At 60.2% G+C, this 12416-nt stretch carries 11 protein-coding genes; all 11 read right to left on the bottom strand.

Features of this window, described 5'->3' with window-relative positions; all coding sequences use genetic code 11:
• Positions 1-40 precede the first annotated feature (40 nt).
• On the bottom strand, positions 41-2245 hold the full coding sequence (locus NZ585_11785; GenBank protein ID MCS7080709.1) for a UvrD-helicase domain-containing protein: 2205 nt from the start codon (positions 2243-2245) through the stop codon (positions 41-43).
• A gap of 39 nt (positions 2246-2284) precedes the next feature.
• A complete protein-coding gene (locus NZ585_11780; GenBank protein ID MCS7080708.1) occupies positions 2285-2566 on the bottom strand; it encodes a hypothetical protein in 282 nt (93 codons plus the stop codon).
• Positions 2541-3551, bottom strand: a complete 1011-nt coding sequence (locus NZ585_11775) for a hypothetical protein (GenBank protein ID MCS7080707.1) — start codon at positions 3549-3551, stop codon at positions 2541-2543. The genes NZ585_11780 and NZ585_11775 overlap by 26 nt, the downstream gene beginning before the upstream one ends.
• 350 nt (positions 3552-3901) lie before the next feature.
• On the bottom strand, positions 3902-4264 hold the full coding sequence (locus NZ585_11770) for a hypothetical protein (GenBank protein ID MCS7080706.1): 363 nt from the start codon (positions 4262-4264) through the stop codon (positions 3902-3904).
• A 39-nt stretch (positions 4265-4303) separates the two neighbouring features.
• Complete coding sequence (locus NZ585_11765; GenBank protein MCS7080705.1) at positions 4304-4780, bottom strand: EVE domain-containing protein; 477 nt, start codon at positions 4778-4780, stop codon at positions 4304-4306.
• Between the two features lie 81 nt (positions 4781-4861).
• Positions 4862-6082 carry a M20/M25/M40 family metallo-hydrolase gene (locus NZ585_11760; protein ID MCS7080704.1) on the bottom strand — a complete coding sequence of 407 codons (1221 nt, stop codon included), beginning with the start codon at positions 6080-6082 and terminating at the stop codon, positions 4862-4864.
• A gap of 20 nt (positions 6083-6102) precedes the next feature.
• Positions 6103-7029 carry a hypothetical protein gene (locus tag NZ585_11755; protein ID MCS7080703.1) on the bottom strand — a complete coding sequence of 309 codons (927 nt, stop codon included), beginning with the start codon at positions 7027-7029 and terminating at the stop codon, positions 6103-6105.
• A 36-nt stretch (positions 7030-7065) separates the two neighbouring features.
• Positions 7066-7464: a type II secretion system GspH family protein gene (locus NZ585_11750; protein MCS7080702.1), complete on the bottom strand. Its 399-nt coding sequence runs from the start codon at positions 7462-7464 to the stop codon at positions 7066-7068.
• 10 nt (positions 7465-7474) lie between these two features.
• Positions 7475-8035 (bottom strand): type II secretion system GspH family protein, encoded by a 561-nt coding sequence (locus tag NZ585_11745; GenBank protein MCS7080701.1) that lies wholly within the window; start codon positions 8033-8035, stop codon positions 7475-7477.
• 26 nt (positions 8036-8061) lie between these two features.
• A complete protein-coding gene (locus NZ585_11740; GenBank protein MCS7080700.1) occupies positions 8062-10749 on the bottom strand; it encodes a hypothetical protein in 2688 nt (895 codons plus the stop codon).
• A 56-nt stretch (positions 10750-10805) separates the two neighbouring features.
• Positions 10806-12407 (bottom strand): GspE/PulE family protein, encoded by a 1602-nt coding sequence (locus tag NZ585_11735; protein ID MCS7080699.1) that lies wholly within the window; start codon positions 12405-12407, stop codon positions 10806-10808.
• Between the last annotated feature and the right edge of the window lie 9 nt (positions 12408-12416).

Below are 12416 nucleotides of genomic sequence, written 5' to 3'. Positions count from 1 at the left end.
GTTCATACCTTCACAGGAAGCGCGTCAGGTGTTGTCACCCTTAACTGATCTTAGTCAGCGGCGCGGCTTCCGCGACAAAACGCTTGATGCCTTTGCCCGGGAAAGCAATGTCAAGTTTGCCGTCGGCGACACGCACAACCTGCCCGGTTCCATAGGCGGCATGTTCCACTCGGTCGCCGACCTTGAAGCCTGTAGCGTCCCTAGCCGCCGCCCGCTTCGTCCTTTCCACGGCAAACAGCTTCGGTCTCCCCCAACCCCGACCGCTGACCTCGGTCATGGTTGTTCTCTGACGCGCCTCGGGCCTCGCTTGCCGCGCATCCACCAGCAAAGCTTCTGGTATTTCGCTCAGGAAACGCGACGGATCAGTGAGCGTCTCCTCACCGTATACCCGACGACGCTCAGCATGCGTCAGATAGAGTTGTCGCTTGGCGCGCGTCACGGCGACGTAAAACAGGCGACGCTCTTCTTCTAGATCATCATCGTTGTACGCCGCGCGTGCATGCGGGAACAAGCCCTCTTCCAACCCTGCGACCATCACCAGTGGAAACTCCAAACCCTTGGCGCTGTGAACCGTCATCAACGTCACCTGTGCGTCGTCCACAAGGTTGTCGGTATCGGCGACCAGCGCCGCCCGATCCAAAAACTCACGCAGCTGTTCGCCGCGCTCGTCGGCTTCGGCCGCCGCCGAAATGAGTTCATCAAGGTTCTGCCGGCGACTTTCGGCCTCCAGTGTGCCCTCCTGCTTCAGCATGTCAGCATAGCCGGAGCGCGTGACAACCGCCTGAACCACATCGGCCAACCTGGCCGCCCCCAGCATCGCCTGCAGCGACTGGATGAGCGCCATGAAACCGCTGAGCGCTGTCAGCGCACGCGCCCCTAGCCCGCCTTCCTCTAGCAGGTGTGTCATTGCCGTCCAGCGTGAGACGCCGTCGCTAGCCGCGCGCGCCGCCAACAACTCCAACGTCGCCTTGCCGACGCCCCGTGGAGGAACATTCACCACCCGGTCAAACGCGGCGTCGTCGTGCGGATTGAGCAGCAGACGCAGATAAGCCAGCGCGTCTTTGATTTCCGCCCGCTCGTAGAACGAAAAGCCGCCGACCAACACATACGGCACACCCCACCGCCGACAGGCCTCTTCAAACAACCGCGACTGAGCGTTGGTGCGGTACAGGACAGCGGCGCGCGTCTCTTCCGGCGGCAGATGCTCATAACGGCGTCGCCAAGCGATGATTTCCCGCACCACGAAATCGGCTTCCTCTTCGGCGTTCGCGGCCACAAAAAATCGGATCGGCTCTCCAACCGCGTTTTGCGTCACAAGGTCTTTTTTGCGTCGCGCCCGGTTGTTTTGAATCACGGCGTTGGCGGCGTCGAGAATCGTTTTGGTCGAACGGTAGTTCTGCGCCAGCACAATCGTCTTCGCCTGCGGGTAGTGCCGCTCAAAATCCAAGATGTTGCGAATGTCCGCCGCTCGAAACCCATAGATGGACTGATCAGGGTCTCCAACCACGCACAGGTTTTGGTGTCGCTGCGTCAGCAATCGAACGAGATTGAACTGCGGCGGGTTGGTGTCTTGGTACTCGTCAATCAAGATGTAGCGAAAACGGTCGTTGTAGTCGTCGGCGACATCTTGGAAACGACGCAGCAGACGGACGGTCAACAACAGCAGATCGTCAAAATCCAGCGCGTTCGCCGCCGCCATGCGCGCCTCATACAGCCGAAACGTCTTGATCAGAGCGTCGCGCTTGGGGTCACCGTTCGGCGCAAGCGTCTCCGGCGTCTCACCCCGATTCTTAGCGGCGCTGATACCGTACTGCATGGCGCGCGGCGGATACTGCTTGTCGTCCAGCCCAAGCTCCTTGAGACAAGCCTTGATGAGCCGCCCCTGATCGTCGGTGTCGTAAATCGTGAAATCGCGGGTGTAAGCGCCGCCGAAGCGGTCAAGGTGACGGCGCAGTACGCGAACGCAAAAGCTGTGGAAGGTCGAAATCAGCAGTTCGCCGCGTCGCCGCGAAGCCGGTACGAGCTGATGCACCCGCTCCTTCATTTCGAGCGCGGCTTTGTTGGTGAACGTCACAGCCAAAATTTGCTCCGGCCGCGCCAACCCTTGGTCAAGCAAGTAGGCGATGCGGTGAACAATGACGCGCGTTTTGCCTGAACCTGCGCCGGCAATGACCAGCAACGGGCCCTCGGTCGTCGTCACGGCCGCGCGTTGTTCAGGATTGAGACCGTCCAGTAGATGGCTCATACACGAAAGCCTGGCAGGCGGTGGCGCACGTCGGCGTCCTCAGACGGCGCTGACCAGAGGATACGCCTGCGGCGGCGCAACCTGAAGCCGTACACCCTGTACGCCCACCACCACCACCGACGCGCCCGGTGCAAGACAGCCCCTGACCGCCTGCGCCGCCCAGAGTTCACCGGCGACGGTGACAAAGCCGGTTGGGGCTAGCTCCACAGCGACGACGCCCTGCGCGCCAATCCGGGCCGCCGTCGCTCCAGTACGCTTGTTCCGCCGCAGCGCCCACCAACGCGCGACCAGTCGCCTACAGGCGCAGAAAAATGTCTTCATCGAGCTTGGCCAGACGAAATCGCACATCGCGGAACTCAATCCGCTGCTTGAATTTACCGTTCTCATATAGCTCCTTGCGCATCGGGACGAGCAGGTTTTGAACGGCGCGGAAGTCATAAAACGACTCTCGGAACTTGAGTGGTTTGTCTTCCGGCGTCGGCTGCACTTCGTACTCAAGATGTAGGATGTGGTATGTCCGGCTACTGATGAAGTACTTTGTTTTTGCGCCGTCGCGGTGGGTGAGTTCAAGGCCGATGGTGTCAATGCCCATGATGCGCTCGCCGGGAACGCGCGTTACGGTCGCACCGTCCTCCTTATAGCGCAACAGCGCCATGTAATCGTGCTTGAGCGAGGCTAGAAACGTCGCTTGCGCCTGCGGCGTCAAGGTGATGGACTGGCGGTTTTGCACCGCCCAACTGGTGTAGCCATTGAAGCCGAAAACCAGTTGTTGTGGTTCGCCCTCCTGCGGGCCGGGCAACTCAACCTCGATGCGAACGCAGTTGCGGTCGGAGGTCTCACGACGCAGGATGTATTCGAGAATTTTGCCCTCAATCGGAGGGCGGTCGTCGCCAGCGGCGATTTTGATGACGCCTTCCAACCGCGCGTTTGTAAACACGTAGTCTATGACCGGTCGGCTGCCATAGGCGTAAATCACGATTTCGGCGACGGTTTCCCCGTCCCATGTTTCTGGCTTGCCGAGCTTGACAACCTTCGGCTTTTCGGCTTTGGGTGTTTTGTCTTTGGCGGCGTCTGCTGCGTCCTTAGCGCGTTTTTTGTCGCCCGGCTTCTCATCCTGACGACCGCCGCTGTTTCTCTCAGGGGGCTTGGCGGCGTTTTGCGCCCCCTGCCCAGCGAACTCGGCCGTCCAAGCCGCCTGCAGCGGCGCACTCACACTCAAGAATGCGGCAAGCGTTAGCCCATAACCGCGCCACATCCAACGACGGCGCTCAGCCGCGCCGCCGACAACACTGGCAAGACTACTCATGCGGAAACCCTTCTCCCTCAAAAACATTGAGCTTCCAAAGGTCGCCGTTCGCCACTGGACTGACTGATGCAATGCGCAATGCCGCGCAACGTTCAGGCGGAATGTCCGTCTCCTGTAAGATGTTTGTTGCCAAATCTGCCATGAATGTTATCCAGCTGCCTTCCCTGCACCGGCGGCGCAATGCAGGTGCGCGTGGCTAGCTTAGTCACGTTTGCTCGCCAAGCGCATGCAAACGCTGCTCTTCCATAGGGAAGCGCCGTGGGCTGCTCCGATTCGTTAAACCTTGACTTTGTTAGCCTCGACGCATTGATAGGCTTCGTTACCAGCTCACCTTCAAACGAGTTTTCAGCTTACGACGTGGCTTCCTCAAGCATGTCAATCAACTGGTCGAGCGGTACGATAAACACACCACCTTCTCCTCCGTCGAAGGCTTCACGCCACGTTGCATAGCCGTCGCCAGCCGGCGGCGGCGGTTGTGTTTCGACCAGCGCTGTGACGGATGCATCCAGCGCCACCTCCGTTAGCGGCAAGTGGCCGATGTGGCGCAGGTAGCCGTCTGGCGCGTGCGGCGATTTGATCGCCACTCCACTCACGGCGATGTGAACAATCCAGCCGTGTTGTGGGTCGGCGTCCACACGCAAGATAGTCAACCGGGAAGCTTCTTCGCCGGGACGATGACGGTATGCCCAAACTTGCCCTGCCGCATAGCGCATAGCGTTGCTCCTAGTTGCACCCAAAAATCCAAACCGCTCTTACTTCCGCGCGTCGTCAACCAGCGACAACACAATGCGCCATTCGTCTTCGGTGACAGGTTGCACGGAAAGCCGCATGCCGCGCCGTATGACCAGCATTTTCTCCAACCCCGGCGTCCGTTTGAGTTCATCGAGCGAAACCATTCGAGGGAATACCCGAACCAACCGGACATCCACCATAAACCAAACCGGCCGCGCCGGATCGCTTCCGGGATCGTAGTAGCGACTATCTGGATCAAACGCCGTATGATCGGGATAGCCGGCGCGCACGACCTCGACCACACCGACAATACCCGGCGGCGCAGCGTTGCTGTGGTAGAAAAACGCCAAGTCGCCGACCTGCATTTCGTCGCGGAGAAAGTTCCGCGCTTGATAGTTCCGTACGCCCTCCCAACTTGTCGTCTGTTTGGGTGACCGGCGCAGGTCGTCAATTGAAAACACGCTGGGTTCAGACTTGAGCAACCAGTAACGCGGCATACCTTCACCTAATGTCGGGCAACCACCGTATCGTTGGGCAACCACCGTCGCCGCGCCGCTTCATCACTCCACGCAAAACCTTCATTCCGCCGGTTGGTTTGCCGCCTGATCAAGAGCAAGCAGCAACAGCGCCGCGCGGGTGAGCGCCTGCGGTCGCCCGACTGGTTCATACCACTCCTCCAGCGTGTGACAGCCCCCATACGCGCCGCCCGCGCCAATGGCAATCGCCGGAATGCCGCGCGCCATCGGTACGTTGGCGTCCGTTGAGCCGCTATCCAGCACGGGCCGCCGACCGCACAGCCGAGTGGCGGCGACGGCGCAGCGCACCAACATTGTCGTCCGCGGCGTTTCGCCGGCCGGCCGGTCGCCCAACCGCTGTACCGTCGCTGTCAGCCGACTGCATTGCGTCGCCGCTTCCATCTCCGCTTGCTGCGCCTGAACAGCCGCCAAGCGCACTTCGGTTTCTAGCTGCTCAAGATCGGCGTCCGTGTACGCTCGACAGTCCAGATCGGCATGGGCTTCAGTTGGAATGGCGTTGATGACGCCGCCGCCGTCAACAGACGCCACAGTGCACGTCATTCCACGCCGCAGTGAAAACCGGCGCACCAGATGGACGAACTCCCCCAGCGCATGGATTGGATTTACCGTGCCAAAGTTCGCCCACGAGTGCCCGCCGGGGCCGCCGAACGTCACCCGGAAGCGGCGCGCGCCAATTGCGCGACAGGTGATGCGTTCGATGCCAGGGCCGTCAAGCGCAATGAAGCAGCACATGTGCGGCGACTCATTCACCAGCGCGCGCACGCCACGCAGATTTCCCGGCCCTTCTTCGCCGACCGTGCCGACAAACCACACTGACCCAGCCAGCTGGACATCGTGACGGACAAAGGCCCGCGCCAACGCCAGCAACCCGGCTAACCCACAAGCGTTGTCGGCGATCCCCGGCGCGCAAAGACGTTTACCCTGAAAGCGTACCGTCACATCTGTTTCTGGCGGAAAAACCGTGTCGAGGTGCGCCGCCAAAACCATTGGTGGTTGTGCAGGGTCTGTGCCAGGCAGACACCCTATGACGTTTCCCTCAGCATCCCTGCGCACCGTTGGTAAACCACTCTCACGTAGGCGCTCCGCCAGAAACTCGGCGCGCTTGGCCTCGTGAAACGGCGGCGCTGGAATCTCTGTGAGGGCAATGTGCTCGCGCGTGACAGCATCGGCGGTTGCGGCAAAATAGGTTCTCAGCCGCTCAACCAGCGGCGTCTCCCACAATGTCTGAACAACAGCCTCCGGCGCAGGTTGCACAACGACCACGGGCACGCTCACCTCCGGCGTCAGGCGGTCGCCAAAGCCAATCCGACGACGCCGGCAAGTCGGGAAAATTCCGTCGGGGACGCAAAACCAAGCTGACGCGGCTCAATCAGGCGCGGCGTTGCGCCGAAGGTTTCCGCCACGCACTGTTCGATTTCCACTGCCTCCAACGGCGTATTGACTGCTAGAACCTCAAAGCTGAGCGGCCCGGCCTCGACAGGCAGACCTGACTCCGCCGCGTGTTCACGAAAGAACAGCAATAACCGTAGCAACTGCTCTGCCGGCGCTTCGCCGGCCAGCGGTAGCATACGGATCGCCACCGGAGCGCCTTCTCGGAGCAGCATCACCGCTAGGGTATCTTCTTCAACCCTGATCAACATCTGGTCGGAGCAGCCGGTGGCGCGTCGCAGCCACAGGGCTTCACAAATCAAGTTCGGGAGCAGCAACCCCGGTCGCCAGTTGAGCCGTCGTAGCTGTGCCTGTAGGTCAAGCGCCACCCGTCGGCTCATCACAGCCATTAGGAAGCGTCTTTCACCAGTGACCGTTCGGCTCAGCTCCACTGTTGTCATCCACACCTCGGACGAGTCCAGCCCGGTTAGCCGCTCGGCTTTCCACAGCAGCACCTCCGGCGTATCCTGCCACGGGATGGCGGCGTCCAGCGTCACAACATGCATCCGCGCTGTCGCACCCGGCGCGAGCACCGACCATCGTCGCTCGCCGGCAAGGCCAACCGCTTGCACCGCCTCGCGCAACACCTCCGCAAAAATCTCTGGGCGACGAACGTTCTCGGTGTCCAACCCCGGCTGAAAGGCGGCTTCTGTCCAAGGACGAAACACTGACCGCCGACTGCGTCGGTCAAACACGACGACGCCCTCGGCCGTCAGCGCGCAGAAGGCACGCGAAAGGGACGGCTCCAGCAAATATCGGCGGATGCGTTCAAAAATACTCATTGTTTGTTTGGGAGTTAGTCGCTGAAAGGCCGTGGCTTACCACTCGCTGTAGGGAACGCCGTCGCTGCCGACGCCTTCCGCGCCGCTGAAGACATCCACAATCCCACGCGGCGCGGAAGGAACGACCGGCTCATCCTCCAGCCGCACCACCCAGGTATCACGGCTCTGCGTGATGGGATCAATCGGAATTTCGCGCAGGTACTTGGCTCGTTCGAGGTCTTTGAGCGTTTCCGGCGCACGGTTCTTGTCGTAGCTGTAGCGATTGATGGCGTCGCGCATCTTGAAAAGGTTGTCGCGGAGAACGGTTTCGCGCGCCCGCAGCAACAAGGTACGGTAGATGGGAATGCTGACCGTGAGAAGAATCATCATGATGGTCATCACCATGACGAGTTCCAGCAGGGTAAAACCACGGTTTTTTCGTGCCGCACGCAACATTTTCACCTCGTTACCATTCGTTGTAGCGAGTTCCATCTAAAGCCGTCGCCGTCGAGCGCGACCGGACATCAAACACATCATCGCCGGAGGACAACGCCGAATCAGGGTCACCTGTCGAACTACGTGTTTGCCAGTCAGCCTTGCCGGTCATCGGATCAATCGGCAGGCGGCGGAGGAAAAAGATTTTCTTGCCGTCCACATTCCCTGCCGGGACAAAGCCCTCATACAACACTTCCAACTTCTTTGGATAGCCGCTGGTCGTCCGGAGTTCGACAGGAATGCGCTGCCCACCGGTTTGGTCATGGAACTCTTTGTAACGGTCAATGGCAAAGCGGATTTCACGCAGCGCCCGTCGCAGTTCGGCTTCTTGACGGCTGCGGGCGGCCGTCCGCGCCAGCGGCAAGGCGGCGCTAGTCAACACAGCTAGGATGGCGAGCGTAATGATCATCTCCAGCAGCGAAGAACCGACTTCGCTTAGACCGGCGCACCGCTGCTGGTCAAAGCGTTCGCATGGTCGCTCACTCCGCCGCCGTTGATTGCCCATACGGGCAATCAGCCATCGTTTGCGCATCGCTAACCTACCGTTGCTCTCCGCCGTCATTGTTTGCCGTTCGGGGCAACGCCCGCCAAAACGGGCGGCGCTGGGCTGGGAATGACCGGGATGAGTTCATTCGTCAAGCCGCGCAGGTCAAGTACGTCCAGCCGGACATCCGCGTTGCCGGGCGCAATGACTTGAAAATCAAAAATGGCGACCGGGCCATTGGCTGGGCGACCACCCGTCATCCCCGATGACACCAGCGCCGTCGCAAACGCCTGCCCGCCGTTGTCGCCGGTTTGGAAGCTACCGGGCGAGAGCACGCCGCCGTCCCGAATGCCGACCAGTTTGAGCACCGTCTGGTTGTAGTGCAGAAAGATGGAAGCCGCCGAGATGTTGGTCGCCTCACTGTTGAGGATCACAGACACTGAAATCATCTGCCCAACGACTGGGCGGAGGCTCGGTGACACCATCAGCAGCGACCGTACAGGGCCGCCTGATGATGGACGCGGTGGCACGGGTGAGTTCGGGTCGTTTGGGTTGAACTGGGACGGTACCGGCGTTGTATTCGTCGCGCTAACGACGCCCGTCTGGCCGGCACCGGCTTGGACGGTACCCGACTCCGGTATTGGCTCCATTTGAATCGTCCCACCGAAGCTCCCCCCTTCAGTGCGCGACAGCACGCTTGGCGCAGCCGCTGGAGCTGAGGGCGGCGTTCCAACGGCGGCTGGCGCGCTAATCGTGAAGCGCCCGCTGTCGCCGCTCACTGGCGCGGCGGCCGGCGCGCCGAGCGGTTTGTCCGTCGGCTGCACGGTAACGGGCGACTCTCGAAGTTGATTGGCCTCGCGCATTTCCTCTCGGTCGGCCTCAGCGACGATTTCATCAATCGTGAGGAATCGTCCATAGCTCAGACCGCCAACGCCCACCGACACATCCAGCGGGCCGAACGCCGTCTTGAGTTCTTCTTCTGTAATAGCGCCGCCGCGCACGATATGGGGCGTGATGGTGATGACAATGTGCGTCGCCTGCTTGTTGCGCGATGGCGTTGAGAAGAGCCGTCCGATGACGGGGATATAGCTAATGATTGGCAGTCCCGTCCGGCTGTCGGTGTCATCCACCCGCATAACGCTCGCTGCCAGCGCCGTGTAGCCGTCCCGTACGCGCGCCACACCAGTCACCTTCCGCTGGGAAATGGTCGGCGTTAGGTTGTTGCCGCCAGCGTCCGGTGGGACGGTTGAGGTCTCAATGGCGATGTCCATTTGCACGATGTCATCCGTGATGTGCGGCTTGACCGAAATGTTCAAGCCGACATCGCGGTACTGCACCTGATTGAAGCCGGGAAAGAAGATTTGCCCCGGCGGATTCGGTTGTCCCGGCACAGTCGGGAACGGGTTGCCGATCTGGATTGGGACGGACTGGCCGATGTTGACCTTGCCTTCCTTGTCCTCAAAGGCGCGCACTTGCACCTGTGAAATCAACCGTCCGAGCCCCTTGCTCTGGAGCGCCGTAATGGTTGACGGCGGTAAACCAAGCCCAAACCCCAGTGTGTTACTGAACACGCCGGCTGGTGAGACCGGACGCAACAGCGGCCCCTGCCCGATGCCGCCCAAGTTAGTCGCGCTCGGCGGGGTCAGGCGCGCACTTGTTCCGCTGTCTGAACTGGAGACGGTCGGCGGCTGTGTGAGGAACTGATTGCCGAGCTGGAGTGCCTCCTGTTGCGTGACCTCATAGATGTTGACATCCATGACGACTTCCGCTTGCGGCCGATCCACCGTGTTGATCATGCGCTCGATGATCTTGAGATTCTCACTCGACGAACGCACCAGCAGCATGTTCGACTGCGGGACGGACACAACCTGCTGCGCCATGGCTGGCCCAAGCAGGGTCAGCATTTGTTTGACATCCTCAAGCTTGGCGTTTTTGATGTAAAACGGCTTGATGAGAGAATCCTCGTATTTCTGCGCCAGCGAGCCGCCGTTGGGAAACTGCCCTAGACCACGCTTGACAATGAGAATCGTCCGGGTATCCACGCGGAAGTATTGAAAGCCGTTGGCGTCCAGCACCAACTCCAGCGCCTTGCCGGCCGTCATGTCCTGCCTGATGTCAAGCGTAAAGCGCATGTTAGCCATCTGCTGTAACGTCGTACTCTCAAAGATGACGTTCAGCCGCATTTTGTCGCACAGCGTCCGAATGATGGTCTCAATGGGCTGGTTGATGAAGCCCTGCCAGCGGCCCATGTACCGCTGACGGGCGGCGGACAGTTCGGCGGCTTTGCGGGTTTCAGCTTCAGCGATCTCCGCTGCTGTTCGCTGGTAAGGCGACGGTTCGCCCGTTGGTGTCGCCTCAATGCCCTGCTTCTTGAGCATTTCCTTCATCTTGGCGAAGGCGACTTCGTTGGTCTGATCATAGCGGTAGGCTTCGCGGTAAGCGTGGTACGCGCCTTCGTAGTCGCCCTGTTCCTCCATTTGCCGCGCGCGTGCGGCGCACAGCACGGAAGCGTTGAAGAGCGCTCGCTGGAGGTGAAGCTGGTACTCGACGTTGGCCGGCTCTTCCTGAAGCGCTTGCGCAAACAGTTCGGCCGCTTTATCCCACTGTTTGACGACCTCATACTTGAGGCCCTCCTTGAAGTACTTCTTCCCGTTGCCGGCCCAGACCGCCGGCGATAAAGAAAGCACAAGCAGCGTCACGGATAGCCCTAAAGACGCCGTCCGGCGCAGGCGGGATGCAACATTGAGCGTTGATGGCGACATAAGCTCACCTCAAGCGGCGCTATTTTCTTGAAAATCAGGAACTTGCTTACAAAGCACTACTCAACAAACGTCACGCGGTTGATTTCGCGCAGGGTAGAAATCCCTGCAAAAACTTTTTTCAAGGCCGATTCACGCAACGAACCCAATCCCTCCTCACGCGCCGCCCGGCGAATTTCCGAACCGGGGCGGCGGTCGAGAATGAGTTCCCGGATGCGATCCGTCACGCCCAACATCTCGTGAATGGCGGTACGCCCCCGGTAGCCTGTCCCATTGCATTCCGGGCAACCCACTGCTTCGTAAAACACTTGGTCACGAAACTTGCTCGGATTGAGACCGGCGTCTTCCAGTTCCCGATCCGTCGGCTGATACCGACGCTTGCAGCGCGGGCAGAGCTGCCGAATCAGACGCTGTGCCAGCACGCAGTTGAGCGAACTGACGAAGTTGTACACTTCGACGCCCATGTTGACGAATCGGCCGATAACGTCAATGACGTTGTTAGCGTGGACAGTCGTAAACACCAAATGCCCGGTCAGCGCGGCGTTAATGGCGATTTGGGCGGTTTCCGTATCGCGGATTTCGCCGACCATGATCTTATCCGGGTCATGCCGCAGAATGGCGCGCAAACCACGGGCGAACGTCAGTCCCTTCTTCTCGTTGACGGGAATCTGCATAATGCCGCGCAGTTGGTATTCCACCGGGTCTTCAATTGTGATGATTTTATCTTCCGGGTTGGCGATTTCGTTCAGCGCGGCGTAGAGCGTCGTCGTTTTGCCGGAGCCGGTCGGCCCCGTCACCAGCACCATCCCGTACGGTTCGGAAATGAAACGGCGGAAGCGCGCTAGGTCGTTGGGGTCGAAACCGACAACGTTGAGCGTCAGTTCCCGAAACGCTTCGTTGATTTGCTCTTTGTCGAGAATGCGGATGACGCAGTTTTCGCCGAACGCGGCCGGGATGATTGACACGCGAAAGTCAATTGTCCGGCCCTTAACTCGGACGCGGAAACGCCCATCCTGCGGCGTGCGCCGTTCGGCGATGTCGAGTTCCGACATGACCTTGATGCGCGAAATGAGCATCTGATGATAGCTCGCGTCAATCGGCGGCATCGCCGGATAGAGCGCGCCGTCAATGCGGTACTTGACGTGAACTTCCGACTCGTAGGCCTCGATGTGAATGTCGGACACGCGCCGTTCAAGCGCCGTCAGAATAATGGTATCTACCAGCTTGATGACCGGGGCGGTCTCGTCGGTGAGGCGATCGAGGTCAAGGTCTTGTTCGCCCTGCTCAGTTTCTTTGACCAGTTTGATGCGGAAGGACTCGGTGGTGTCTTGCAGAACGCGCTGGGCGGAGTCGCCACGCCGCAGCGCGTTTTCAATAGCGGAGCGAGTGGCGACGGCGGGCTTGATGCGCACTTTCAACTGCGCTGACAGTTCATCCAGCGCGTCGAGATTGGTCGGATCGGCCATGGCGACGAAGAGCCGTCCGTTTTCCCGCCGCAGAGGGATGAACTTGAAGCGGGTCATCAAATCCACCGGGTGGCTATGAATGAGTTCATAGTCGAGCGCAGCGGTGGTGAGGTCTACAAACTCCAGTCGGTAGCGTCGCGCTAACTCACGCGCGGCGGCTAGTTCGTGGTCGGTTTCCTCCGCCGACGGCAACATCGAAGGCAA

This window comes from Chloracidobacterium sp., from assembly GCA_025057975.1.
Classification (GTDB): Bacteria; Acidobacteriota; Blastocatellia; order Chloracidobacteriales; family Chloracidobacteriaceae; genus Chloracidobacterium.
Note: the sequence above shows the minus strand (reverse complement) of the source record. Positions and strands in the feature narration are given on the sequence as shown.

Coding starts and splice junctions, on each gene's coding strand:
- NZ585_11785 (MCS7080709.1), bottom strand. CDS start 2,245: ATGAGCCATCTACTGGACGGTCTCAATCCTGAACAACGCGCGGCCGTG.
- NZ585_11780 (MCS7080708.1), bottom strand. CDS start 2,566: ATGAAGACATTTTTCTGCGCCTGTAGGCGACTGGTCGCGCGTTGGTGG.
- NZ585_11775 (MCS7080707.1), bottom strand. CDS start 3,551: ATGAGTAGTCTTGCCAGTGTTGTCGGCGGCGCGGCTGAGCGCCGTCGT.
- NZ585_11770 (MCS7080706.1), bottom strand. CDS start 4,264: ATGCGCTATGCGGCAGGGCAAGTTTGGGCATACCGTCATCGTCCCGGC.
- NZ585_11765 (MCS7080705.1), bottom strand. CDS start 4,780: ATGCCGCGTTACTGGTTGCTCAAGTCTGAACCCAGCGTGTTTTCAATT.
- NZ585_11755 (MCS7080703.1), bottom strand. CDS start 7,029: ATGAGTATTTTTGAACGCATCCGCCGATATTTGCTGGAGCCGTCCCTT.
- NZ585_11750 (MCS7080702.1), bottom strand. CDS start 7,464: ATGTTGCGTGCGGCACGAAAAAACCGTGGTTTTACCCTGCTGGAACTC.
- NZ585_11745 (MCS7080701.1), bottom strand. CDS start 8,035: ATGCGCAAACGATGGCTGATTGCCCGTATGGGCAATCAACGGCGGCGG.
- NZ585_11740 (MCS7080700.1), bottom strand. CDS start 10,749: ATGTCGCCATCAACGCTCAATGTTGCATCCCGCCTGCGCCGGACGGCG.
- NZ585_11735 (MCS7080699.1), bottom strand. CDS start 12,407: ATGTTGCCGTCGGCGGAGGAAACCGACCACGAACTAGCCGCCGCGCGT.